Raw genomic sequence first — 26627 nt, 5'->3', positions numbered from 1 at the left:
TATACCCCAAGCCTAGTTCTGGGGTCTATTCCTTTTTCATGAAAAGTTGATAGTGACTTGATTTAATGCATCCATTGAAACTTGTCTTGTACAAGCAGTTTTGATTAAACTAGGTTGAATTCATATGTTCAGGGGCAGTAGAAGGGGTCAGGATGATTGGCAAGGAGGGATGGGACATTGAGATAAAAGACTTGGAAAGAGAGCTCGCAAAGTTGGCATCCAGAATAAGAAAAGATTTTACTGAGCGCGGGCCGGTAGATACCAGAGTCTCTATCATGAATCATTTTATCATCTTAAAGTTTACAGCAAAATTCACCAAGCCTGAAGCATTCATGCTGGAACATATGCAATCACACTCAAGTCAAATTTTCGCCGAATACAAGATGAAGCTAGCACATATGATGAGAGAAGATTTCAACCCCGTTTTCTCCTATATCAACATGGGTCTGAAGATCGAAGACATCGAAACAACATTTTTTGGTCATGATTTTGCAGAGCAGATTACAGTCTTCAAGATGAACAAGGATGTTGAAGTGCTGCTGAAAAATGATGAGATTAACATGCCTTAAGACCTATTAACTAACGTTTGAATACTGGACAGGTTCTTAGGAACTAATTTTGTTGTTGACAATATCCTACATATTTCCTTATACTACCCTTATGGCGATCGAATAGATTAATAATCTTGACGAAGCCTATAACCTTGTTAAAGAACTTGAAGGCCATATCTTCGGTAATTGGGACGAAATAGATGTCAGACCAAGACCGACACATTCCACCATTTTGGTATTTTCCAGTGGTGCGCTCTGTGTTGGTCTTTTTGTTTGTAAAAAATGCTACTTTACCTTTCACTGTATACTTCGTATATAGTCAGTAAAAGGCATATAAGCGAACGAAATAAATAAATGTTGCGAACATTAGTTCGTATTTGTTATTCTGAATGTAATAGGATGGGAATGGGGAGGCGGATCAAAGGGAGATTTCTTGATTGTTTGTGTGTAATTAGGCTTATTAGCTTCAATTGTGTGTAACAAGACTACATATGGTATATGAGATTTCGGGAGCAATAGCGGGAATATAGAGTAAGATCATGCTGGATAGCGACTAGATTGTGAAGAAAGAATACGATTACTGATAATTAAATAGTTAATGGGGGAAATGTATAATGTCTGCTACAACTGCTATGGGTTTTGATGATTTATTTGAGATTGGGGATATAGACATGTTCCTGAATAAAGCTCAGGAGAAGTGTCGTCACAAACTTAGAGGTAAAACGTTTGCCGGGATGGAGAAAGAAGATGTGACCCAGGAGATTATGATCAAATTAGTTAACTCCCTGGACAAGTATGATGCAGAAAAGGCCAAAATGTCGACGTTTGTTGATCATCTTATCGAAAATAAAATTAAGGACATGTACCGCAAGTGCATGTCTGAGAAAAATCTCAGTGTGGTTAACGCTGTACAGATCATGTGCACGGATCAGGGGGGTGGCGATGAATCGGAAAGCTCAGACATCGCATTAGCGCTTGGTCATGCTGGGTTTGCTTATGAGAATTTTGAGTTTGTAACAGATATTATGGAAAATATGAGGCTGAACGAACGAGAGAAACAAATCTTTAAGCTTCGGACTTCGGGGTATGAATTTGTAGAGATTGCAGGAATGCTAGGTGTATCCAAGGCACGTATATCCCAGTTATGGAAAGCGATTCGTGAGAAATACGAAGCATTGTAGTCATAAGTGGCAATTAATAGCCTAAGTTTGATGAAGATAGATTCAGTAACCTACATAGAACAGAGAGAGCACCCTTAACTGGGTGCTTTTTTATGTCGTATAGAGAGATTAGTACAGAAAGAAAGGCGGAACAAGGATGCTTAGTGTGGTGGTTTTAGGATTTTCTGTGGAACGTCTAGAGGGGTATTCGGATATCGCTTGGGCAAGTCATGATTCTTCGACAGCTTCTGATTTAAGCAACAGGGAGTATGCCTTGATCATTGAGAAAGTAGTGTTACAGGCTGATGCTGTCTTGGTTAATCTGGAAATGGATCATTTGACCTCTACTGATATTGTGATCATGCATCATGCTTATATACATAAAAAACCGATCTTGAGTGTAGGTTTCAGGCCATTGGAGCCTGTCATCGAAGATTTTGTCTCCAAACGAGTGGCTGATCTGGACGTGGCTGTACACCATATGCGGACGAACTATATGGTCCTAAGCAGCGGAACCAATCCTTCATCTGCGGCTCCAATTTAACTGCCGCTCCGATAACACGTATAGAGAATGTAAGGGCAAGCATATTCGCGAGACTTTAACTAATGGAGGAATAATTCAATGACACATATGATCAAAGCAAAAGATGATAAATTAACGGAAGAAATCGTATCCAGTATGATTGGAAAGTATATCCACGCGCCGACCAATATGCATGAAATCCAGACGCCAACTGGCGCAACAACAAAAGCGAACGTATGGTTTGCTGGTCGTGTAGCTGGTTACGAAAAAGCCATTATTGGATTCAACTACGAAGAGGGTACCTTCCATGAAGAACTACAAACATTTTATAACGTTCATTTAACGGATGGTATGGGGTACATTCTGACAAGTGCTTACGAATTGGAGATTCATGAACTGACCGAAGAGGAGTTTAATCAACTCATTGAAGAGAAAAAGGAAGAGGAACAAGACTCATCTGGTGAAGAGCAATGAAGGTGTTAAACTACGCCTCGGATTTAGCTGTAAAAACGTTTGTGTCCGCTAGCGATACAGGTGTGGAAGAATTAATCAACGCATGGATGTTATCCAAACCACACACGTTCGTTACCGGACTGGAGTTTACCTCCACCGTTGATCCATCCAGTAACACGTTGGAATTTGCAGCAATCATTGTATATCAGCCAAGTGAACAAGACCAATCCTAACGTATGTATGAGATTATTCCTTCTATAATATAGAGCTTTCAGTAAGGAGGTGGGCGAATCTGTTGCTTACTTTAGAAAGAGTAATAGGTATTGTTGTTGCGGTGGTGGTATTAGCTTCACAATACCAAGCAACGGAAGCAGAGCAGGTAAAGCCAATAAAACTAATGAAGCAAGAAAAACAACAAAAACAACAAAAACAACAAAAACAACAAAAACAAGTTAAATCGGTTGCTCCTGCGCACATACAAATGACGGATATGCTTGAACAGTATATAGAACTCCACCATGAGAAAACAGTGAGCCAGGCAAAGCTGCTGAAGTATGTGAGGTGGGTAGTTCAATATTCGAAGGATACGGATATCGATTCCGTCTGGATTCTGGCTATGATGTGGCAAGAGAGCAGGATGTTAGAGGAAAGTGTATCATCCCATGGAGCGGTTGGTTTACTTCAGATTCTTCCTAGCACAGCGAAATCGTATGGAGTGAGTAAACAGGAGCTACATCAGCCTGAAACGAATATCAGGACAAGCATTATATACTTGGAATATCTTATGGATAAGTACGACGGAAATCTTCGTACGGCAACCATTGCGTACAATCAGGGGGAGGGCAATGTAGATAAGGGAAAGGCTCGCCCCTGGTACTACAATCAAGTGAAGGAACATCATAACAAGATGCTTGGAATAATCAAAAAAGGTCAATAAACATCATTTAACAATAGAATTTGAATACTATAAGATCGTTTATCAATTTTACATAGGGAGATCCAAATGGGAAAATTTCCAGAACATATTAGCACGAATTTGCAGGCAGACAAGAAGTATTACACAATGGATGACGTAGAGAATATTGAACGTTGTAAGCTCGATGAGCATTTCCTCGGGGATTGTATTCTGGTCAATGAGAACCTGATATGGCATTCCGTTCATAAGTATATTGGAAAACCTGAAATGATTACTAAGAATCATTGTGTGGAGAAGGATGATATTCTTCAACTGGGCCGTCTGGGATTCATCAAAGCGGTTAAAGCATTTGATACGGGGCGTGGCGTAAAATTCAGTTCGTTCAGTGTTACTGCCATTGTCAGAGAAATCAGATGTTTTCTGAGAGATAGCGCAAGCATTATTCGTCCAACTCGCACAGCTACGGAATTAATTAACCGAATCAATCGACTTGAGCACGATATGGGCTACCTCCCACCAGCACATGAAATCGCATTGTTGCTTGATGAGGAAGAAGAGAAGATCAATAAAGCACTTCAAGTGGGTAAAGGTGTGAAATACCTGGATGAGCCTGTAGGTGCTGATGATCAACAAACTCAATCCGTGACGTTGATGGATACCATCTATAGCGGGGAGAATATTGAAGAAGATATTTTGGACAAGTTATACGTTGATGCGGTTATTGATTCGGTCAAGCGCAAGCTTAGTGAGAAAGAAGTGACTGTACTGAAGCATCGTGTTGAAGGATTTAATCAAACTCAGACCGCAGATATGGAAGACATTAGCCAGATGAGAGTCTCTAGAATTATGCGAAAAGTAGCTAAAATGCTGGATAAAAAGGATCAGGCTTGATTGTCGTCTAAGCCCTTGATATCTTATATAACGCCTCATACATAACGTCCCTCCCGCATCCAAGCGTGAGGGATTTTTGCTGTTTTTGCCCGATGGGACATACTCCAAGTTGTCTGGACATAAGATAGTACAAGATTCCAAGTGACCCGGAGGAATGAATTGATGCGAAAAATAACGAAAGTCATTGCATGCATGCTTATCCCTGTCTTCTTGCTGTCTTCATTTGGGGCTACTCAAGCCCAGGCAACGATTCAAGGTCCGTCTACTCATGCGCAAAGCGCTGCTCTCATTGATGTCACATCAGGCCGGATCTTATACAGCAAGGATGGGGATAAAGAACTGCGAATTGCCAGCTTGACCAAAATCATGACAGCGATCGTAGCGATCGAACACAGCAAGCTGGATGATAAAGTGAAAGTGTCTCCCTCGGCTTTTGCCAAAGAAGGATCTTCTCTCTATCTCAAGTTAGGTGAAGAGATGACGCTTGAAAACATGTTGTACGGGCTCATGCTCCGTTCAGGCAATGACGCGGCCTCTGCGATCGCAGAACATGTCGGTGGATCGGAAGAAGGCTTTGTCCTGTTAATGAACAAAAAGGCGGAGCAAATCGGTCTGACGCATTCTCATTTTATGAACCCTCATGGACTGGATGCAGAAGGTCACTATTCAACAGCTAACGACTTGGCACGATTAACGGCATATGCATTGCACAATCCGGTGTTCAAACGCATCGTAGCCACGGAGGACAAATCCGCACCGAACCCCAATGAAAGCTGGGAATACTCTTGGCACAATAAAAATAAAATGTTGCGGATGTATGAAGGTGCGGATGGAGTGAAAACCGGCTACACAAAAAAAGCTTTCAGATGTTTGGTCAGTTCCGCTACACGTAACGGACAGCAGCTCGCCGCAGTAACGCTGAACGATGGAAACGATTGGAACGATCATGCTCGGATGTTAGATTTCGGGTTTGAGTACTTCCCGTTGGTAGAGGTCGCGAAGCAAGAACAGCCTGTGCAAAATACAGATGTTGTTACGGGCCGGGGATTTTGGTACCCACTGGCTGAGAGTGAGAAAAGTTCATTGACCAAGAAATTGATACTACACGAAAATAGAGGACAGTCGGAAAAGGAAGACAAGAAAAAAGCGACAGATCCTTCGTTTGGATTGGCAGGTCGCATTGATATGCAGCTTGACGGCAAACTTGTTGGCTCAATTCCCGTGTATCGCAAAGGCAGTTATATTCCTCCTGAACCGAAGACAGAAGATGCAACGCTGGGTGGAATCGGTGATGTCTCTTCCTGGGCAGCTGCATGGCGCGCCGTGTTAAGCCATCTGTTGTCTCCTTAGCTAAATCGCCATTGAAGGGAGGATATAATCCATGATTAATCTAATTTGGCTGCTCATGATTTTAATCGGATTTGTTTTTGCAGCCGTCAACGGCAATATCGAAGTGGTCACGCAAGCCGCTTTTGATGGGGCGGCAACGGGAGTCACGGTCTGTTTTGGACTGATTAGTGTGCTTGTGTTCTGGATGGGCATGATGAAAATGGCTGAAGATGCGGGTCTCCTGGCTCGGATTGCCAAGCTGCTCGGTCCGGTTGTGGGCTTCCTGTTCCCCGATGTGCCCAAAAATCATCCGGCGATGGGTTATATTCTCTCCAATATGAGTGCCAATTTGCTGGGACTAGGAAATGCGGCTACACCGATGGGAATCAAAGCCATGCAACAGCTGCAGGAGCTTAATCCGGACAAACAAACCGCTTCTCCTGCGATGTGCACCTTACTGGCTCTGAATACGGCTAGCATTACCATTATTCCGACAACGCTGATCGCCATCCGCTTAAACTATCATTCCGCCAATGCAACAGAGATTGTGGGAACAACATTGATGGCTACCATTATCGCTACACTTGCTGCTATAATCGCCGATCGCTGGTATCGAAACAGGGCTTTACACAAACCGCCGCGCATACAGAAAAGTGGCAATCCCGGCATGAAAGGATGAGCACCTTTGTTAACCTTCATCAACTGGATTTCCGTCTGGGCCATCCCGGTTATTATCGCGTTTGTTCCATTATATGCGTTTACCAAAAAGGTCCCGGTTTACGAATCCTTTGTTGATGGGGCCAAGGATGGTTTCTCCACTGCAATCAGTATTATTCCACATCTCGTGGGCATGATGGTCGCAATCAGCGTATTTCGTGCCTCGGGTGCACTGGATTTTGTGATTAGTCTGTTTGCTCCGCTGGTGTCCTGGATGGGTGTTCCGGGCGAAGTGTTACCACTCGGAATACTGCGTCCTTTAACGGGGACAGGCTCTCTGGCGTTTACAACCGATCTGATCAAAACCCATGGCCCTGACTCCATGATTGGACGTATGGCATCTACGATTCAGGGGAGTACAGACACCACGTTATATGTGCTGACTGTTTATTTTGGGGCTGTAGGCATACGTAACGGTCGATATGCACTCAAAGTAGGGTTGTTTTCCGATGTCGTTGGTTTTATTGCTGCCCTCGCCATTTGTTTGCTCGTTTTTGGTTAAAAGATATCTCCTTTCCTTCCGATATATTAGATATGCTAGAATAATAGCGGAGGAGAGTGAGACATGCAGAAGAGTTGGAAACGAATGCTCCGTGTCGGAATGTCAGGCGTGCTTGCTATTGCAATGCTCGCAGGGTCAACGGGGCTGGCGGCAGCTCAAGCCGTTCAGACGATACATTTTACAGGTTACTTCGATAAACAGCTGCGTGCACAAATGGCAGTCACAGCGGATTCTTTTCCAGTCGTGAATGTACGTTTGGTCAAGCAGGATGAACCCGATATGGTATATTATGATGTTGGTACCTCAATATTGATCTCGAAGGATGAAGTGCTCACGAATTATCATGTCGTTCAGAGTTTTGCTGAACTGTCTGATGGTGATGAAGGTACACTGACTGTTGCAAGTCCGGGTTCCCTTAGCAAGCCTGTAAAGGCGAAGATTATTAAGACAGATCCGGTCACAGACATGGCACTGCTGAAGCTGGACAAGGAAATAGACGCCCAACCGGTCGCATTTGCAAATGCAAGGGATAACCAGGTTGTCTATACGATTGGATTCCCCAAAAATCCTGCTGGTGATCTTGTCATCCTGGATGAAGATTTTCCTTCAACCTTCAATACGATAGCCAAAAGCAGAGTGTTTAGTTCCCAAGCTTTGGACGTCCCAGGTAAAAAGGGAATCGGCAGTATTGTGAAATCCATGGCCCAAGGTAATTCAGGTGGCCCTGTTCTGGATCAGAACAACCGGGTAATTGGTATGATGACATTTGTGTACGGTGGACGTACCTATTATATTACTTCCAAGACATTGCAGACTTTCATTAAAGAGAGTACCACACCTGCCAAAAAACAGGTTGCAGTTGCCGGCAAAGTTTCCAATTAAATGATTTGAGGAAAAGGCTTATCTTTACGCCATCTGTGTTCAACAGGTCGTGTAAAGGTAGGCTTTTTTTTGCGGCAATCTGGGGGAGGAAGGTAGCCAGAAATGGATATTCGTGTCTCCAGTTTACAAAATCCATGGATTATCCTTGTGATTTCCTTGCGTGATGGGTATCATTAGTGTGAGGTGACATGACAAACATGGAAAGATTACAAAAAATTATCGCACAGGCAGGCATTGCATCCCGCCGCAAGAGCGAGGAACTAATCCTGTCCGGCAAAGTAGAAGTTAACGGGGAGGTCGTAACCGAACTGGGTACAAAAGCGAACCCCGAAGAGGATATGATTACGGTTAATGGAAAACCGATCCGTAGTGAGAAAAAAGTGTACTTGATGTTAAACAAGCCAAAAGGCGTAATCACAAGTGCATCTGACCCGGAAGGTCGGAAAATTGTATCCGACTACCTGAAAGGTGTCAAGGAACGCGTATATCCTGTAGGTCGTCTGGATTATGACACAGAGGGCTTATTGATCCTTACCAATGATGGTGAGTTTGCACATTTGCTGACGCATCCTAAGCATCACGTACCCAAAACGTATCATGCAACGGTTAAAGGTGTGCCACATGGTACAGCTTTGGAGAAATTAAAGACAGGCATTATGCTGGATGACGGCATGACTGCTCCTGCAGAGGTAGAGTACAAAGATGTGGATACAGCGGCTAATGAGTCGGTCATTTCCATTACGATCTATGAAGGACGTAACCGTCAGGTTAGACGTATGTTCGAGGCAATCAACCATCCGGTAACCCGCCTGAAACGGATTTCGTTTGGTGGTATTTTGCTACAAAACCTGAAACGTGGTCTGACACGTCATCTGACCAAAGAGGAAGTCAACAACCTGATTACCCTCGCACAATCAGAGCCAGCCAAAAAAATGAAAAAAAGGTAATGTGAGGACACATAATTTTCATAAAACCGCCGCAGTTTTGTGACGAAATTCGCTATAATTGTTCATAGGATGTTCACAGTTGTCTTATACCAATAAGATGCGAATGCTACAGTCACTTAAAAGGGGAGCAGCACATGGGGAAATCAAGAAGAACGGTGCAAATCGTCATTTTGTTATTGATCCTGGTGTTGGGCGGATATGCGATTACCACATCGGTATCCGGCTCGAATGGCAAGCCAAAGGAAGGGGACAAATCTCCTTCTTTTGAACTGCTGGGCCTGGATGGTCAAGTTCATACGTCTGATGAGTACAAAGGAAAAGCGATGGTGATCAATTTCTGGGGCACATGGTGTGAACCTTGTGTTAAAGAAATGCCTGCACTTCAGGCGCAAGCTGACAAATGGAAGGACCAGGGAGTACAATTTGTCGGGATTAATGTTGGAGAAGACCAGATGACCGTGGATAATTTTGTACGGCAGGTTGGCGTTACGTTTCCAATCATGCTTGACCGGGACAAAAACTCGGTTCGTGATTTTGGGATCTCTCCCATGCCAACGACATTTTTTGTATCCGACACGGGCAAAATCTCTACCATTCATATCGGGCAACTTGATTTGGACACACTTGACGCTCAAATTTCGCAACTGGCGAAGCAGCCCTGACAGGAGGTCTATTCGTGTTCCAAAATACCAAATGTGAGTGCGGACACCAGAATCCGGTAGGCACTGTACTATGTGAAGCATGTGGGAAACCGCTGCTGGAGTCTGAAGCTAAATCGGATGAAGTGCTGGAAATGCGTTATGATGGCATGGCGCGCCGTTCACAGCGTAGTAATCCTAATATCATTGACCGCATATGGAACTTTTTTTCTTCCGTTAAAATTGCCGTCTATATGATTGTTTTTACGCTTGTAGGTTCTATGCTTGGCACGATCTATCCGCAAGAAAGTACATTTCTGAATATCGATCCCTCCGTGTACTACAAAGAAACATACGGTCAGTTGGGTCATATCTATTATCTGTTGGGTTTATCCCATACATATGAATCCTGGTGGTTTATTCTACTGCTGGTGCTGATTGGGGCATCATTGGTGATATGCAGTCTGGATCGCGTCCTACCGCTCTACAAAGCACTGAATAAACAGAGAATACGTAAGCATACGCAATTTTTGACAAGACAGCGTCTCGTGTACCAAGGTACCATCGAAGAGGCACCAGAAGACTGGATTAAGAAAGCGGTTACGCCGTTGAAAAAGAAAGGATACCGCGTGCACACCCAGGGGGATGCATTACTCGCCGAGAAACAGCGATTCAGTCGATGGGGCCCATATGTCATCCATATTGGACTCATTATATTTTTGCTGGCGGTGCTCGCACGAGGTCTTCCAGGTCTGAATTTGGACGAGCACGTCGCTTTTCCTGAAGGTGAGATCAAAAAGATCCCGAATACATCGATGTATCTGCAAAATGAACAGTTTAATGTTGAATTCTACAGTGAGGACGAAGTACCCGAGCAATTCCGTAACCTGAACAAGACCGTTCCAAAACTGTTTGAAACAAAAGTTGTTTTGTATGAATGTACAGCAGATTGTTCGGATCTCTCGAAGAAACCTCAGTTAGCTGAGGTAGCCAGACATGATGTACGCGTGAATCATCCATTGAATTATAACGGTCTGAAAGCATATCAGTTTGATTATGATCTAACACCCACCATTCGGTCCGTAACGCCTGATCTGGTCAATACAAAGACGGGTGAAGTATATGGGCCAATTAAGATCGATATGGTAGATACCCAAAGAACATTTGAAGCTGGTCCTTATAAGCTCACGGTAAAAGAAAAGTTTATGGACTTTGGATTGGATGAGAATGGTCAGCCCAAATCAAAATCGCCTTCACCTAATGCACCTGCTTTTCTCTTTCTCATCAAGGGACCGGATCTGCCCGAAGAGGGGATACAATATCTGTACTTTGCGAAGCAGATTGATAAACAACGGTTTCAACAAGATGCGATTAACCAACAGTTGATTGGAGCTGAGATTCCTTTACAGCTGGAAGTAGACAGCATGGACAAGGTCGATATTATTCAGTCCGTAAGTTATCTCAATATAAGAGTGGATAAGGCAATGCCTTTTGTGTGGGTAGGAGCCGGTATTGTTATGTTGGGTCTGGTCATGGGTTTTTATTGGCATCATCGCCGCATCTGGATTCGTTTTGATGATAAACAGCTCACCTTGGGTGGACATACCAACAAAAACTGGTTTGGCTTCAGGCGTGAAGTTGCGGCCGTCTTGAAACAGATGAATTTGGAAGTGGAAGAGAAGTCGTTGGATAACGGGGGGAATCAGGCATGAGATTATTGGATTTCAGCAGCGACGCATTTATCGTATCTTTCTTTCTCTATTGTGCTGCATTCTTGTTATATGCTGTCGCGGTCATGGGCAAAAAATGGAGTAATCGTGATCCTCTGGACCATATGAATCGCTGGGGTAAAAGAGCTTTCATCGCTTCGACTGTCGCCTTGGCGGCTCATATCGTATTTTTTGTAACCCGATGGGCTGGGGCAGGTCATATCCCGGTTAGTAACATGTATGAGTTCATGTCTTTTCTGTCCATGATGATTATGGTTGCATTTATTGTTGTATATGCCATATACCGCAAGTCATTACTGGGTTTGTTTGCGTTACCACTTACCATTATTATTATGGCGTATGCCGCTGTATTTCCTCAGGAGGTACAGCCATTAATCCCGGCGCTTCAGTCCATCTGGCTGAAAATTCACGTGACGTTGGCCGCGCTTGGTGAAGCATTCTTCGCCGTGGGTTTTGCCGCAGGGTTCATGTATTTGCTCCGTACTGTTGATTTCAGTGGTAAAGACAAGTCTTCAAGACGTCAACGAGGATGGGTTGAATTCACCCTAGTTACGATCGTTGTAGTCATCGGATTCATAGGAACGGTATTTGCCTTTCGTACAGCTGGTTACGAGGCGGTTTTTGTACAGAAAACGGTCAGCATTGACACAGAGGTACAGGAAAATAGTACAATAGAGAAAGTGATTTATCGCATGCCTCCGATTTTTGCACCATATAATAGCGAAGTGGAGAGCATGACACCGTTTCTTGGCATGAAAAAACCTTTACTTGAGACGCCTTCCTGGATGAACGGGGTAAATGCCGGGCGCAAGCTGAATACGGTGGTTTGGTCACTTATTGTAGGTCTGATCCTGTATGGAATTGTACGACTTCTTGTGCGCAGACCACTTGGACAAGCGTTACAGCCAATGATGGATGGAATCGATGCTGATGATCTGGATGAGATAAGTTATCGCGCGATTGCCATTGGTTTTCCGATATTTACGCTGGGAGCATTAATTTTTGCCATGATCTGGGCTCAGATTGCCTGGAGTCGCTTTTGGGGTTGGGACCCCAAAGAGGTGTGGGCATTGATTACATGGCTATATTATAGTGTGTATCTGCATTTGCGTTTATCCAGAGGTTGGCAAGGTCAGAAGTCTGCATGGCTTGCAGTTCTTGGCTTCCTGGTGGTTATGTTTACGCTGGTTGGAGTGAATCTGATCATTGCCGGATTACATTCTTATGCTGGAGCTGACTAGGACAGACTCGTATTGCAAAGGTTGAGTTTAGAAGCGGGAAACACAAATGTACCTTTTTATTGAAGGGTATTCAAATATTGTTCGCCAGATCGAACATAATAGAAGTGATGAGGAGTTATTGCAAAGGGGCTGGAGAGGCATGGCTGAACATGAGAATCGAATACTGGTCGTGGATGACGAAGAGAGAATCCGCAGGCTTTTGAAAATGTATCTTGAAAAAGAAGGTTATGAAATCGATGAAGCTGAGGATGGGGAAACTGCGCTGCGTAAAGCAACAGCAGGGGACTACGGTCTGATTTTGCTTGATGTGATGTTGCCGGGTATGGATGGAGTTGAAGTGTGTACCCGTCTTCGTCAGGTGAAATCAACGCCGGTTTTGATGCTCACTGCAAAAGGTGAAGAGATTAACCGGGTTCAAGGCTTCGAAGTTGGCGCTGATGATTATGTTGTAAAACCATTCAGCCCGCGAGAAGTGATTTATCGCGTCAAAGCGATTTTGCGTCGAGCTTCCGCGACAGCTTATCTCTCCAAGGAGAGCAATTCGAGTAACAACATCGTGTTCCCGCATCTGGTTATTGAGCATGATGCCCACCGGGTAACCGCTGGTGGCGAAGAGATTAGTCTTACACCAAAAGAATATGAATTGCTGCACTACCTGGCAACATCTCCCGACAAAGTTTTCTCCAGAGAAGAATTGCTCAAAGATGTATGGAATTACGAATTCTTTGGCGATCTTCGTACCGTGGATACGCACGTGAAGCGTCTTCGCGAGAAACTTAACAAGGTATCGCCTGAATCGGCGGCCATGATTACGACGGTGTGGGGTGTGGGTTATAAACTGGAAGTACCGAAGTAGTTTTAGTTTCTGGAGATCACTGGTCGGGAAGTTATGGATCACTATTATCTGCCTTGTGGGTTGTGTACTTATAGCGCTGGGTCTTTTTTTGCTGCCCTACATTGATACGAACTTTGCAGAATCCGAATCCAGAGATATTAAGCGGTTGTTCACCTATATCTGTATTATCGGATTCAGTTTAACCACGTTTTTTGCATTGTTTCTATTCACCAAAATAACGCAGCCTATGCAGCAATTGATTCAGGCAGCCAATGCGATTCGCAAAGGGAACTACGGAACACGTCTCTCCCTGGTAACGAGTGATGAGATTGGTGAACTTGCCAACACATTTAATCATATGGCTGCCCAACTGGAAGATAATATTCGAAACCTTAACCATGAGAAGGAACATTTGGCGAGTGTGCTTCGCAGCATGACTGATGCTGTTGTTACATTCGATGGTGAAGGCAAAGTTATTCTGACGAATCCGCCTGGAGAGAAGATCATGCAGGCATGGTATGATCTCGATTGGGCGAAAATGGACGAAGGACAAGAATCCGAGCAGTCTGACAAGACTTCGCGGGATGTACCTGAGCCCCTTCTTCCTTTGTTCAGAATGGTGATGGAGCAAGGCGGGGACCAGAACTCCAATGTTCACGTACAGCAAGGTGTCTGGTCTGTTCAGATGGCACCGTTGTACGCTGACAGTGTTGTCAGAGGGGCTGTGGCTGTTTTAAGAGATGTAACAGAAGAAGTGCGTCTGGAGAAAATGCGGCGTGATTTCGTGGCTAACGTATCTCATGAGATACGAACTCCGCTATCCATGATGCAAGGCTACAGTGAAGCCCTTTTGGACGGTATGGCAACCTCACCGGAAGAGAGCGAAGAACTGATCCAAGTCATTCATGATGAGTCTCTACGGATGGGCAGATTGGTTAAAGACTTGCTTGATCTTGCGCGGATGGAAGCTGGACACACGGACATGGTGATGAAGGAAGTTGACCTCGGAGAACTACTTGAACGTGTATATCGGAAGTTCTCTGTGCGTTCAAAAGAACAGGGAATTCAACTGCAATTTAAGTTCGAACAACCAACCATTGAACTTCAACAGGCAGATGAGGATCGACTTGAGCAAGTATTTACGAATCTGCTGGATAATGCGTTCAGACATACACCTACTGGCAAAAATGTTATGATCTCAGCCGAGCGCGTCACTTATCTTCGTGCTCCATTTGTTAGAGTTTCTGTGAAGGATCAGGGAGTAGGTATCCCTTCATCCGACTTGCCATTTATTTTCGAACGATTCTACAAAGCAGACAAGGCTCGTGTTCGGGGAGAAAGTGCAGGTACGGGGCTTGGTTTAGCGATTGTGAAAAATATTGTTGATGCGCATCAAGGCATGATTACCGTCAATAGTGTGCTTGGCGAAGGAACAGAGTTTATTTTGCAATTTCCTTTGGATTCATCGAAATAGCCTGAATTTCATACAAAAAGTGCGGAAACACCCTCTTATGGAGGGTGTTTTTTTGTTGAAGACTACCGTTTAATCTTGTTCAACGTGGAACAAGAATGGTCTTTTTTTGACTAAAAAGAGTGTCCAAGATAATTTTCCTTCCTATGTGACATAAGCTTGAAAAGCAAGCAAGATAGAGGAGGATTGAGTTAAGCATGTCCGATGATCGAAAAAGGGTCAATATTAAAGCTTTCCTGGAAGGCAGATCTTTTAGAGCAGGCTCTCCGTTTATTCCAATAACCACAAGCGAACTGGAGCAGTTTGAATCCATACTGCGTTCTTTGGCTGTGGCTATTCCTGCTGCAATCAGTCAGCCGACTTCAGCTAATATACTGTCTTTACAGAACGTATTACGCCAGTTACTTACTTCTGTAAATCAATCCGGATTTCGTGCCGGGGTAAAGGCAGAATTACAAGCCGTATTGGAATTAACGATTGCAGGTTCAGAGGTTGTCCCTGTTCCTCTTATTAATCTCGCAGGTAACTTGCAAAACTTACTGGATGACTTGTTAAGTGTGACGCTGCTTCTGGAAGCATCACCTGCAGAAAAAGATAAACTTGTGGGATTAATTCGATCGATCTCCATATCGCTAAGCCGGGCGACGACAACTCTTGGAACTGGAGGGATTACCGGACCAGCTGGCCCACAGGGAGTGCCAGGAGTTCCGGGGGTACCCGGTGTCCCAGGAGTCCCTGGGGTGAAAGGGGATACTGGAACACCGGGAGGACTTGGACCAGTAGGACCGGTTGGCCCAGTTGGTCCACAGGGTCCGGCAGGAGCACCTGGTGTGGGTTTGAACAATATTACGGCGTTTGACCCTGCGCTTGGGCCAACATATGCTCAAGGTCAGGTCGTTAGTTTCAACGGGAGTCTCTATGTTGCCAATGTAAACGGTCCCTTGGGTACACCCGGAAGTTCTCCAGACTACACTCTTTTGCTGTCGGGTGGGACGACTGGAGCAACGGGAGCAACCGGAGCTGGTTTGACAGGAGCCGTGGCATTTAATCCAGCGCTCGCCCCGGGTTATCCAGCAGGTCAAGTAATTACGTATAACGGTAGTACTTACATTACGAGTGTAGCTGGTCCTCTAGGAACACCAGGATCTTCATCGGATTACACATTAATCGCTGCTGCGGGGGCGACTGGTGCAACTGGAGCCACAGGTGCAGGATTAAGTGGCATCGTGCCATTCGATCCCGCATTAGCCCCAACATATCCAGCCGGCCAGGTTGTAACGTTCAACGGCAGTACGTATATCGCGAATGTGGCGTCACCAACCGGAACGCCGGGGACTTCACCGGATTACACATTGCTTGCTGGCGCAGGAGCAACAGGTGTGACGGGTGCAACTGGTGTTGGAGTAACCGGAAGTACCGGAGTCACAGGGGCGACTGGTCTTACAGGGTTGACTGGGGCGACGGGAATTACAGGAGCCACGGGATTAAGCGTAACGGGATCAACAGGAGTAACTGGAGGAACTGGGGCAACTGGTGAAACAGGAGCGACAGGCGTAGGTTTGAGTGGCATTGTACCATTCGATCCAGCCGTAGCCCCGACGTATCCAGCGGGTCAAGTAGTAACGTTCAACGGCAGTACGTATATAACTAATGTCGCATCGCCAACCGGAACGCCGGGCACATCGCCGGATTACACGTTGCTTGCTGGCGCGGGAGCAACGGGTGTGACAGGTGCAACTGGTGTTGGAGTAACAGGAAGTACCGGAGCATCCGGCGTAACAGGAGCGACAGGCGTAGGTTTAAGTGGTATCGTGCCATTCGATCCAGCTGTAGCCCCGACATATCCAGCGGGTCAAGTTGTAACGTTCAATGGGAGTACGTATATTGCAAATGTGGCATCGCCAACCGGAACGCCGGGGACTTCACCGGATTACACATTGCTTGCGGGCGCAGGAGCAACGGGTGTGACGGGTGCAACTGGTGCAACTGGTGTTGGAGTAACAGGAAGTACCGGAGCATCCGGCGAAACAGGAGCGACAGGTGTAGGTTTAAGTGGTATTGTGCCATTCGATCCAGCTGTAGCCCCGACATATCCAGCGGGTCAGGTTGTAACGTTCAATGGGAGTACGTATATTGCAAATGTAGCATCACCAACGGGAACGCCGGGGACTTCACCAGATTACACGTTGATCGCTGGAGCAGGAGCGACAGGTGTGACGGGTGCAACTGGAGTTGGAGTAACGGGAAGTACTGGTGAAACAGGAACGACTGGTCTTACAGGGTTAACCGGGGCGACGGGAATTACAGGAGCGACGGGACTAAGCGTAACGGGATCAACAGGAGTAACTGGAGGAACCGGGGCAACTGGTGAAACAGGAGCGACCGGTGTTGCAGGGTTGACCGGGGCGACGGGAATTACAGGAGCGACGGGACTAAGCGTAACGGGATCAACAGGAGTAACTGGAGGAACCGGGGCAACTGGTGAAACAGGAGCGACAGGTCTTACAGGGTTGACCGGGGCGACGGGAATTACAGGAGCCACAGGATTAAGCGTAACGGGATCAACCGGAGTAACTGGTGAAACAGGAGCGACCGGTGTTGCAGGGTTGACCGGGGCGACGGGAATTACAGGAGCCACGGGACTAAGCGTAACAGGATCAACAGGAGTAACTGGAGGAACCGGGGCAACTGGTGAAACAGGAGCGACTGGTGTTGCAGGGTTGACTGGGGCGACGGGGATCACAGGAGCCACAGGAGTAAGTGTAACAGGTAGTACTGGTGCTACAGGGGAAACAGGAGCAACAGGCGTAACGGGATTGACTGGCGCAACGGGAGTAAGCGTAACAGGTGTGACAGGAGCAACGGGAGTCGGCATAACCGGAAGTACCGGAGCAACTGGTGTCACGGGGGAGACCGGAGTCACAGGTATAACCGGTGCAACGGGAGTGGGCGTAACGGGAAGTACCGGAGCAACTGGTGTGACGGGTGGAACAGGAGTCACAGGTATAACAGGAGCCACAGGAGTCGGCGTAACAGGAAGTACCGGAGTTACTGGTGCGACTGGGGGAACAGGAGCGATAGGTGTAACAGGAGCCACGGGAGTGGGCATAACAGGAAGTACTGGAGTAACTGGTGTCACCGGGGAAACCGGAGCAACTGGTGCGACTGGAGGAACAGGAGCGACAGGTATAACCGGAGCCACGGGAGTCGGTGTAACGGGAAGTACCGGAGCAACTGGTGCGACTGGTGAAACCGGAGTCACAGGTGTAACAGGAGCCACGGGAGTCGGCGTAACGGGAAGCACCGGAGCAACTGGTGTCACTGGTGAAACCGGAGCGACAGGTATAACGGGAGCAACAGGAGTCGGCATAACGGGAAGCACTGGGTTTACTGGTGTCACTGGTGAAACCGGAGCGACAGGTATAACCGGGGCAACCGGAGTCGGCATAACGGGAAGTACTGGAGTTACTGGTGCGACTGGTGAAACCGGAGCGACAGGTGTAACGGGAGTGGGCATAACAGGAAGTACTGGAGCAATTGGTATCACTGGAGGAACAGGAGCCACAGGTATAACCGGAGCCACGGGAGTCAGTGTAACGGGAAGTACCGGAGCAACTGGTGCGACTGGGGGAACAGGAGCGACAGGTGTAACTGGAGCCACGGGAGTGGGCATAACAGGAAGTACTGGAGTAACTGGTGCGACTGGAGGAACAGGAGCCACAGGTATAACAGGAGCAACGGGAGTTGGCGTAACGGGAAGTACTGGAGTAACTGGTGTCACTGGTGAAACCGGAGCCACAGGTATAACCGGGGCAACCGGAGTCGGCATAACGGGAAGTACCGGAGCAACAGGCGCCACTGGGGGAACAGGAGCCACAGGTATAACGGGAGCAACGGGAGTCGGCGTAACGGGAAGTACAGGAGTTACTGGAGCAACAGGTGCAACCGGAACATCTGTAACATCTAACTCGGCTTTTGCTGAGAACACTAATGGTACGATTGTTGTAATATTGGGTGGTACACTCGTTCCATTACCGAATAACCAAAATATTGGCACAGGTATAACCGTCAATGGGACAAATGACACCTTCACACTGACCAACGCAGGTCGCTACTATATCTCATACAAAATAAATCTGACAGCTGCACTTGCTATCCAATCTCGGGTTTTACTTAACGGCGCAGCAATTCCAGCGAGTGTAGTATCTCCAGTACTTTCTCTCAGTCAGCTGCAGTCTGACTTTATGGTTACCGTTACCGCTGGTTCTACAATACAGTTACAATTATTCGGGCTTGTTGGCGCAGCCGTTCTGTCTCCTCCGGGGTCTACACTAAACATTATTCAGTTAAGTTAATAGTTCGATTACGTATTAAGACTACTTCCATTGACCAAAAGAAGCGGAGTTCATATGGGGGTGATGGGCACCCCTTTTCCAATTCCAAAAATATTTTGTTTGCAAGCTTCATCACCGATATTTCAGCGGGTACAGTCATACAATTCCTTACGACAAAAAAGACGGGAACCACTAGGGTCCCGTCTTTCCTTTTACATTTAGAAATATATTTGATTATTCCAGAACAATTTCAACAGCAGTATTGATTTCAGGCAGCGCAGCAAGCTGCACAAGCACATCTTTTGGAACAGCTTTATCTACGGTCAGAATCATGATCGCTGCACCACCAATAATTTTACGTCCAACCTGCATGGATGCGATGTTGACATCGTTTTGTCCAAGCAGCGTTCCTACACGTCCGATAATACCTGGTTTATCGTTGTGGGAGATCAAAATTTGATGACTTTCCGGAGCGATATCTACCGGGAATTTGTCCAGACGAACAATACGTTCTCCATAACCTGCAAGCAATGTACCTGCTACACGACGTTCCTCAGCATCTTGAGTTGTAACCAATGTTACGGTAATCAGGTTAGTAAATCCTTTAGTTGTTGAGGTTTGGCTTACAACCACATTCAGATCACGGATTTTGGCCAGATGCATGGAGTTGACGATGTTGGCTTCCCCACCCAAATGTCTGGCGAGAATCCCTTTCACAATGTAACGTGTGAGAGGAGAAGTATCTACTTCAGAAAGTTCACCAGCATAGTCGATCCGAATCTCTTGCACTGCATTTTGTGTAATCTGTGCTGCAAAACTACCCAACGTTTCACCCAGTTTGAAATACGGCTGCAATTTGTTCATCACAGTTGGTGCAACAGCCGGCATGTTAACTGCGTTTTTAAACGGTTCATTGCGCAAAATGTGAAGCACCTGTTCCGACACATCGATAGCCACGTTCTCTTGTGCTTCTACTGTGGACGCACCAAGGTGAGGCGTAACGATAATGCTTGGGTGATTCAGGAACGGGTGATCAGCGGCTGGCGGCTCGCTTTCGAATACGTCAAATGCTGCACCAGCAACAATACCTTGATCAATGGCTTCGACAAGTGCCATCTCGTCAACTACACCACCACGAGCACAGTTAATGATACGCATGCCTTTTTTCATCACTTCGAATTGTGGACGTGAGATCATATGCCGTGTTTCCGGTGTTAATGGTGTGTGAACGGTCATGAAGTCCGCATTGAGAATGATATCATCTACACTAGCCAGCTTCACTTGCAGCTTCTCGGCACGCTCCTCCGTGAGGAACGGGTCGTAAGCAAGAATGTCCATTCCGAATGCTTTGGCGCGCTTGGCAACTTCACTACCGATCCGTCCCATACCCAGTACACCGAGCGTTTTATTTCTTAATTCCACACCCAGGAAGGTTTTACGATCCCACGTACCCTGAATAGTCTTGGCATATGCCTGAGGAATGTGTCGTGCCAATGCCATCATCATGGCAAACGTGTGCTCACAGGTTGTGATGGTATTGCCATCAGGTGCATTAATAACGATGATACCGCGCTGTGTAGCAGCTTCCAGATCAATGTTATCTACACCAACCCCTGCACGTCCGATCACCTTAAGGTTGGTACCAGCCGTCATAATACGATCTGTAACACGAGTCTGGCTACGAACCAAGAGGGCATCATAATCACCAATAATGGCAACAAGTTCATCTTCACTAAGACCGGTTTTCTTCTCAACAACAACATCATTTGCATCCACCAGTTGCTGGATCCCCAGATCACTGATTGGGTCCGACACTAACACTTTGTACATGGTTTCTTCCTCCTTAGGTATGTGTATCTATATCGTCAAGGTCTGACCTCAGCGAAGAGGTATTCCTTAAAACCAGGTTGATTCTTCCGCCCAACAACGCGGTGTCGCAACAGAGGGGGAAGGTGAAGCAAATAGAGTGATCCCACAGATATCCTTTAAAATAAATCAAAAAACTCTCAATCCACATACTGCTTGCGCAATAAGGGACGAGAGTTGTCGTGGTACCACCCTAATTCACCGCCGTTTCGCAACGACAGTCTTAGCGGTCAATGAAGACCGAAGAGGATAACGGGTCTAAACCGATTGCACCTACTCCAATTTCAATGCAATAACTCAGGAGCGCTCAAGACCATTTGCCTGCCACCGATTCACACCTACCATCGGCTCTCTGTAAGACGAAGCAACGTCTTTTTTCCATCATCGTGTTTAACGTGACTAATTTTTTCATAATGTATCATGGCTGACATGAGCATGTCAATAGGCTTAAATGTTTTAAAATGTTTTGCAGATGTCTTTAGATTCACACATAAACAGAGTCACCATAAGTAATACAATAGTTAATATACCTACCACAAGAAGATGGAAAGTAAGCTGTTTGGTGAACTGAATTTTACTGCTTTAATGAAGTAATGGCACGGACATATAACCAGGACTTGGGGCAGGTCTTGAACCTAATTGGTTTTTTGGCTATCATTTAGTATACTATCCGATTGGACAACGTAATTGTTATCCATCAAATTTAACTCAAGAGGACAGACGCATCCGATGAAAAAATTCAAGTTTCCCAAGTTCAAGATTCAGAAGGCTGAGCCACAGCAGCTTACCGAGCGTTTGCTTTTAATTAATCTATACTTTACACAAGGTCTGACACTGATTATCGGAGTTGTATGGATCTTATTGCAGAAACGAAACTTGTTAGATGTACTCGCATGGCCTGACAATTACCAATTTATATGGTGGGGTCTTGGTCTTGCAGGAATAATGCTTGTTATGGACTTGGTACTGTCGTATGTTATACCTCAGGAAAGCATGGATGACGGTGGAATTAACGAGATGTTGTTCCGTGGGCGTCCGATCTGGCACATTGTATGTATAGCAGCCATTGTTGCTGTGTGTGAGGAATTATTATTCCGTGGAGCCATCCAACATGCCATCGGTCCTTACTGGACAAGTATTTTATTTGCAGTTATCCATATTCGTTATTTGCGCCACTGGATTCCAACAGGCTGGGTGTTTGTCTCAAGTTATGGATTGGGTTGGATTTACTTGCAGTCCGGCACATTATGGGCGCCTATATTATGTCACTTTATAATTGATTTGGTGTCCGGATTAGCGATACGTTTTCGGAGGGGATCATGAATCAGCCATTAAGTAGAATGAAGACATATGGCAGTCAGCGCCATCGTCAATCGGATAAAAAAGAGAAATCCGAGCGTCAGGTGGCTTCTCAAGTAAGCATCGTTGCTGAAACGGCAGCAGCTGCTGAGGTTGGCGGAATCACACCAATTACTTCCGTTTCTTTACCTAGATCGCAGCGCAAGCCCTATACAGAAAAACTGGAAAGTCCAGTACTTCCTCAAAGGGCACCATCACGCTCCAAAAAAACGCCAAATTCAACGGAAGAATCGATCCCCGAAGCGGGTTCGCTTCCTACACGGACAGAATTACATCCTTCACGTCGGTTAAAATTGAGCAAGAGGTTTGTTAATTCACTCATTTTTATTTTTGTCATGTTAACGATTAGTCTGGTTTGGTGGGGGGTTGAAGGGGCACCCGCTCTGAATACGTTCCTTCCCTTGCCGTGGTAATGCTTTTACTCGCAGGTTTAATCATTTTGATGGGAGTTTTACTACTTTTTCATATGTGGCGTGAAGCCCATATTCATCAAATGATTGAAGAAGAGGTTGAAGTGCCTCATCTGCCAACATCCTTTGACGGGGCCATGATTTTGTATGTATCCGACACGCACAAGCGCAAGCTGAAGCAGAAGGATCTGGCAAACGTTAAAAACAAGGTGGACTGGGTTCTCATCGGTGGGGATGTTGCGGAAAAAGGAATCTCATGGTCTTTAGTTAGACATAACATGAAAATTTTATCGAACATTGCTCCTTCATTTACGGTGTATGGCAACCATGACAAGAGGGCTGGTACCGCTCAACTTGCGCGAATCCTTCGGGAATCGGACGTTAAGCTACTGCAGGATAATGTAGAATATCTGCAAAGGGGCAACGACAGATTGAGCCTGATCGGCATAGACTATCGTTCCAAACAGGGCGATGTATTACTACAACAGATCGGTAACCGTTTTTGCAAAATTGCTATCGTTCATGATCCTTTGCAGGCCCTTCGCTTGGAAGAAAATGCAGATCTTATTTTAAGCGGTCATACACATGGCGGACAATTGGTTTTACCATTTTTCGGACCTGTGTTCCTGAGCAAAGCGTATCGTCCCGTATCGAACGGGTGGTACTCCCTGAGGCGAAGTCCGGAGGATGTTCACCAAGATGGCAAAATGCTTGTTAGCAGAGGATACGGTACAAATCATCTTCCTCTCCGACTAAGTTGTCCTGCGGAGATGCATATCATCACGTTAAGAGTGCCCGCGGAAAAAGCACTCACAGAGAAACAGCCTTGATCCAATGGATCAAGGCTGTTTTATTTTAATGCGCAAAATTACAATTTAACGAGCTTCCAATTCAATTGCACGCGGATCAACAAAGGAATAACCTTTCTTTTCGAGCTTGGTCAGCAACTCATCCAATGCTTCAACCGTCCAAGGCAACTCGTGCATCAAGATATTGCTTCCGGGATTTAACTGGTCCAGTACATTTTGAATGACTTTTTCCGGTTTGTCTTTGGTGCTTTTATCCCAATCGAGCGAACCATTAGACCAAGTCATATATAACATGCCATTTTTCTTCACAGCAGCCTTCAGTGCATCATTTCCCGAACCAAAAGGTGGACGGAAGAATTGCGGTTCCTCACCAATGGTATCCTTCACTATTTTTTGGACATCTGTAACCTGTTTTGCCGCCTCAGCGTTGGACATTTTTTTGAGATCCTCATGATCCCAGGCATGATTGCCTACAATCTGACCCCGATCATGTATGAGTTTGAGTAATTCCGGATGGCTTTTCACCCGATATCCATTGACGAAAAATATCGCTTTAGCGTTATGTTTATCTAAAGTGTCGATCAGTGAAGTAATCATTTTTTCTTCTTTGGGTCCATCATCAAAAGTTAACAAGACCACTTTGCTTGGGCTCGCTTCATCGTTTGGTTTAATATAATAATTTTTATTCATATGATACGTCTTTTCCACTTTCTCTTCTGTAGAAACCTTCTCCGAAGATTCAGGTTCTTCTTCTGTCACAGTTGAATCTTTCGTTGAAGACTCGGGCACACCAGTTCCGGGTTCTCCTGTTTCAGTTGGGTTAGAGTTACCTTGCTCTTCTTGAACCGTGGTAGTTGATTCGCCCGCTGGTGTGGAATTATCAGATGTTTTTTCTTCCGCTGTCCCACAAGCTGACAACAGCAAACTTGCAGCAATGATCAATGCGGCGGTATGTCTAAACATGATTTCAACTCGCTTTCCTGTAATTATACGGAATGAGATCGCTCACTACCGCAAACACTAAATATGATTTTAACACTTGAAGGAGGTTGGTGTAATGAAGGCTTCATCCTTTTTTTGGGGCATTGTCATTGGTGTTGCAGCCAGTTCATGGCTGTCCAAAGGCAAATTGCCCATGATGTCATCGGGTTCATCAAGAAATATGATGGATCAGGCAAAACATAAGATGATGGAAATGACTTTCCCGGGTATGGACGGGTTCACAAGCAAGCAAAATCAACATGGTGAATCCCACAAAAATCCGGCAGCAAAGACCGCAAGAGCAATCACACCGCAGGAAAAAGAAGCGAATATGAGCATGCTCAAAGATTTTATTCGCACCAATCCCGATGTGAAGCATGAAGTTGAGCAAATTTTAAGCCAAACAAACACAACAGTACCGGGTTTATAAACCAAAACCTCCAATTAGAATCATCCACAGTCTTGATTTGCTGTGGAATGATTCTTTTTTTGTCGATTTTACTTCGTGCATTTAGAGGTATAAAATGATAACATAACTACATAGATTTATTTTCAGCACATATTGTTTTGTGCTTCATAATCTGTTATAAGACTTGCTTATAAAGGGGAGATCCTGTATGAAAATAGAACGACTAAGTCACGATAAGATACGGATTTTCCTGACCTTTGACGATCTGAGCGAGCGCGGAATACAAAAAGAAGATATGTGGCAGGAAATACCTAAGGTTCATGAACTGTTCACTGAAATGATGGATCAGGCCTATTCCGAACTTGGATTTGATGCCACAGGTCCACTCGCTGTCGAAGTATTCGCACTTCCCGCTCAAGGGATGGTTGTCATTGTCACACGTGGAAAATATGATCCGCAACAATATGGTTTAGGTCATGAAGATGATCTTCCTGAAGAAGTATATGAAATGGAAGTTACACTCGAGCAAAGCGATTCCATTGTTTATGCATTCAAGGACTTTGAAGTGCTCATTGAAGCTGCACATATGTTGCGTCAGCATGTTACGGATGCTGGGAGACTTTATTCCTATAAAGACAAGTGGTTCTTGCATTTGGAGCCAGATGAGGTAGATTCCACCAAACATGCGGCATTGATTGCCTTGCTTGCTGAATTTGGCGAAGGCTCCTCAGTTACTCCAGCAGTCATGGAAGAGTATGGTAAGGTTGTTATTCCTGCACAAGCGATTGATGTTATCTGCACCCACTTCAAACGCCAGGATTAATCTCTAGTTGTAATCGCGTCTTTAGTCAGAGGAGGGAATTTCGGTGCTTTTGTTTTCGGTCTTAGCGGCAGCAGTTGCTCCGGGTCTCGCCTTGTTAACATACTTTTACCTGAAAGACCGTTATGATTATGAGCCACTTCATATGGTATTGCGGGTTTTCCTCATGGGGATTCTGATGGTACTGCCTGTGATGATTATTCAGCGTGGCATGATGATGTGGCTCGGGGATAATCCTTATCTTGAGGCCATTATGATCTCAGGTGGTGTGGAGGAATTCGTTAAATGGTTCGTACTTTATCATATCATCTATAATCACACCGAATTTGATGAGCCGTATGACGGGATCTTATATGCAGTCGCTGTTTCACTTGGATTTGCCACTGTTGAGAATGTGTTGTATGCCTTTGCGGGGAATGCATCCGTCTCAGCCATGTTCCTTCGAGCACTGCTCCCTGTTTCAGGGCATGCTATGTTTGCGGTAATCATGGGTTATTATATGGGTAAAGCCAAGTTTATCGGTGGTAAGAAAAAGCGGTGGTATCTGGTTCTTTCTCTGGTGTTACCTTTTTTCTGGCATGCATTGTACGATGTCATCATGAACACCATGGTGAATCATTGGTTGTGGTTTATAGCGCCGCTAATGGCGGGCCTGTGGTATGGGGCAATGGGTAAAATCACACGAGCTAATAACCGTTCTCCTTTTCGTTTTGTGAAGCGGGAGGAAGAGGTTAAATTATAAAAATACGGACACACTGGTGGACATAAAGCGCATATTGCGCCTATGACTCCGGTGTGTTTTTATTTTTACAGATAAACTCCCGGGGAATGACCGACAGAAACGGAGATCGTT

The 26627-nt window shown here is 45.5% G+C and carries 26 protein-coding genes and 1 other annotated feature; of the genes, 24 read left to right on the top strand and 2 right to left on the bottom strand.

Features of this window, described 5'->3' with window-relative positions:
• Positions 1–152 precede the first annotated feature (152 nt).
• The 18 genes from C170_RS07125 (at position 153) to C170_RS29980 (ending at position 19141) form a co-directional block, all read left to right on the top strand.
• Positions 153–569, top strand: a complete 417-nt coding sequence (locus C170_RS07125) for a Na-translocating system protein MpsC family protein (protein WP_036607758.1) — start codon at positions 153–155, stop codon at positions 567–569.
• 596 nt (positions 570–1165) lie between these two features.
• Positions 1166–1732, top strand: a complete 567-nt coding sequence (locus C170_RS07115) for a sigma-70 family RNA polymerase sigma factor (protein ID WP_051447053.1) — start codon at positions 1166–1168, stop codon at positions 1730–1732.
• Between the two features lie 136 nt (positions 1733–1868).
• Entirely contained in the window at positions 1869–2255 is a 387-nt protein-coding gene (locus tag C170_RS07110; protein ID WP_036607754.1) for a hypothetical protein, read from the top strand.
• Between the two features lie 78 nt (positions 2256–2333).
• Positions 2334–2708, top strand: a complete 375-nt coding sequence (locus C170_RS07105) for a hypothetical protein (RefSeq protein WP_051447052.1) — start codon at positions 2334–2336, stop codon at positions 2706–2708.
• Complete coding sequence (locus C170_RS07100) at positions 2705–2920, top strand: hypothetical protein (RefSeq protein ID WP_036607752.1); 216 nt, start codon at positions 2705–2707, stop codon at positions 2918–2920. Before C170_RS07105 ends, C170_RS07100 begins: the two co-directional genes overlap by 4 nt.
• Before the next feature lie 62 nt (positions 2921–2982).
• Positions 2983–3624: a lytic transglycosylase domain-containing protein gene (locus C170_RS29985; protein ID WP_051447051.1), complete on the top strand. Its 642-nt coding sequence runs from the start codon at positions 2983–2985 to the stop codon at positions 3622–3624.
• Between the two features lie 66 nt (positions 3625–3690).
• Positions 3691–4494 carry a sigma-70 family RNA polymerase sigma factor gene (locus C170_RS07090; protein ID WP_036607750.1) on the top strand — a complete coding sequence of 268 codons (804 nt, stop codon included), beginning with the start codon at positions 3691–3693 and terminating at the stop codon, positions 4492–4494.
• A 162-nt stretch (positions 4495–4656) separates the two neighbouring features.
• Positions 4657–5844, top strand: a complete 1188-nt coding sequence (locus C170_RS07085) for a D-alanyl-D-alanine carboxypeptidase family protein (protein ID WP_036607749.1) — start codon at positions 4657–4659, stop codon at positions 5842–5844.
• A gap of 31 nt (positions 5845–5875) precedes the next feature.
• Entirely contained in the window at positions 5876–6502 is a 627-nt protein-coding gene (locus tag C170_RS07080) for a nucleoside recognition domain-containing protein (RefSeq protein WP_036607746.1), read from the top strand.
• Positions 6503–6508: 6 nt separating this feature from the next.
• Positions 6509–7042, top strand: coding sequence for a spore maturation protein (locus C170_RS07075; protein WP_017687658.1), 534 nt, complete (start codon positions 6509–6511; stop codon positions 7040–7042).
• A gap of 63 nt (positions 7043–7105) precedes the next feature.
• Positions 7106–7924: a S1 family peptidase gene (locus tag C170_RS07070; RefSeq protein WP_036607743.1), complete on the top strand. Its 819-nt coding sequence runs from the start codon at positions 7106–7108 to the stop codon at positions 7922–7924.
• 197 nt (positions 7925–8121) lie between these two features.
• The gene (locus tag C170_RS07065) at positions 8122–8871 is read left to right on the top strand and encodes a pseudouridine synthase (RefSeq protein ID WP_036607741.1); all 750 of its coding nucleotides are present in this window, start codon (positions 8122–8124) and stop codon (positions 8869–8871) included.
• Between the two features lie 134 nt (positions 8872–9005).
• Positions 9006–9533, top strand: coding sequence for a redoxin family protein (locus C170_RS07060; RefSeq protein WP_036607739.1), 528 nt, complete (start codon positions 9006–9008; stop codon positions 9531–9533).
• Between the two features lie 14 nt (positions 9534–9547).
• Positions 9548–11221 carry a cytochrome c biogenesis protein ResB gene (gene resB / locus C170_RS07055; protein ID WP_036607737.1) on the top strand — a complete coding sequence of 558 codons (1674 nt, stop codon included), beginning with the start codon at positions 9548–9550 and terminating at the stop codon, positions 11219–11221.
• Positions 11218–12480, top strand: a complete 1263-nt coding sequence (ccsA, locus tag C170_RS07050; RefSeq protein ID WP_017687663.1) for a cytochrome c biogenesis protein CcsA — start codon at positions 11218–11220, stop codon at positions 12478–12480. The genes resB and ccsA overlap by 4 nt, the downstream gene beginning before the upstream one ends.
• 139 nt (positions 12481–12619) lie before the next feature.
• Positions 12620–13336: a response regulator transcription factor gene (locus C170_RS07045; protein WP_036607918.1), complete on the top strand. Its 717-nt coding sequence runs from the start codon at positions 12620–12622 to the stop codon at positions 13334–13336.
• A gap of 55 nt (positions 13337–13391) precedes the next feature.
• On the top strand, positions 13392–14789 hold the full coding sequence (locus C170_RS07040) for an ATP-binding protein (protein ID WP_327196627.1): 1398 nt from the start codon (positions 13392–13394) through the stop codon (positions 14787–14789).
• A gap of 194 nt (positions 14790–14983) precedes the next feature.
• Positions 14984–19141, top strand: a complete 4158-nt coding sequence (locus C170_RS29980; protein WP_051447050.1) for a BclA C-terminal domain-containing protein — start codon at positions 14984–14986, stop codon at positions 19139–19141.
• Positions 19142–19354: 213 nt separating this feature from the next.
• Here the strand turns inward: C170_RS29980 and serA are convergent, their stop codons facing one another.
• Entirely contained in the window at positions 19355–20950 is a 1596-nt protein-coding gene (gene serA / locus C170_RS07030) for a phosphoglycerate dehydrogenase (RefSeq protein ID WP_036607735.1), read from the bottom strand.
• A 199-nt stretch (positions 20951–21149) separates the two neighbouring features.
• Positions 21150–21380, bottom strand: a binding site (T-box leader).
• 335 nt (positions 21381–21715) lie between these two features.
• Between serA and C170_RS07025 the strand changes: the two genes are divergently transcribed.
• From C170_RS07025 to C170_RS07015, 3 genes are read left to right on the top strand one after another with little or no spacing between them, the layout of a single operon-like run.
• Positions 21716–22309, top strand: coding sequence for a CPBP family intramembrane glutamic endopeptidase (locus C170_RS07025; RefSeq protein WP_036607728.1), 594 nt, complete (start codon positions 21716–21718; stop codon positions 22307–22309).
• Positions 22306–22758 carry a hypothetical protein gene (locus C170_RS07020; protein ID WP_017687671.1) on the top strand — a complete coding sequence of 151 codons (453 nt, stop codon included), beginning with the start codon at positions 22306–22308 and terminating at the stop codon, positions 22756–22758. Before C170_RS07025 ends, C170_RS07020 begins: the two co-directional genes overlap by 4 nt.
• A 29-nt stretch (positions 22759–22787) precedes the next feature.
• Positions 22788–23585, top strand: coding sequence for a metallophosphoesterase (locus tag C170_RS07015; RefSeq protein ID WP_235200727.1), 798 nt, complete (start codon positions 22788–22790; stop codon positions 23583–23585).
• 45 nt (positions 23586–23630) lie between these two features.
• On the opposite strand, the gene C170_RS07010 is transcribed toward C170_RS07015, so the two are convergent.
• Positions 23631–24527 (bottom strand): polysaccharide deacetylase family protein, encoded by an 897-nt coding sequence (locus C170_RS07010; RefSeq protein ID WP_036607725.1) that lies wholly within the window; start codon positions 24525–24527, stop codon positions 23631–23633.
• Between the two features lie 94 nt (positions 24528–24621).
• On the opposite strand from C170_RS07010, the gene C170_RS07005 reads away from it, so the two are divergent.
• From C170_RS07005 to prsW, 3 genes are all read left to right on the top strand, one after another.
• Positions 24622–24975: a hypothetical protein gene (locus C170_RS07005; RefSeq protein WP_036607724.1), complete on the top strand. Its 354-nt coding sequence runs from the start codon at positions 24622–24624 to the stop codon at positions 24973–24975.
• A 187-nt stretch (positions 24976–25162) separates the two neighbouring features.
• Positions 25163–25777, top strand: coding sequence for a genetic competence negative regulator (locus C170_RS07000; RefSeq protein WP_017687675.1), 615 nt, complete (start codon positions 25163–25165; stop codon positions 25775–25777).
• A 43-nt stretch (positions 25778–25820) separates the two neighbouring features.
• Positions 25821–26516 carry a glutamic-type intramembrane protease PrsW gene (gene prsW, locus C170_RS06995; RefSeq protein ID WP_017687676.1) on the top strand — a complete coding sequence of 232 codons (696 nt, stop codon included), beginning with the start codon at positions 25821–25823 and terminating at the stop codon, positions 26514–26516.
• Positions 26517–26627: the final 111 nt, after the last annotated feature.

Source organism: Paenibacillus sp. FSL H7-689 (genome assembly GCF_000517905.1).
GTDB classification, from domain to species: Bacteria; Bacillota; Bacilli; order Paenibacillales; family Paenibacillaceae; genus Paenibacillus; species Paenibacillus amylolyticus.
The sequence above is the reverse complement of the archived record's forward strand: the minus strand, read 5'-3'. Positions and strand labels throughout refer to the sequence as shown.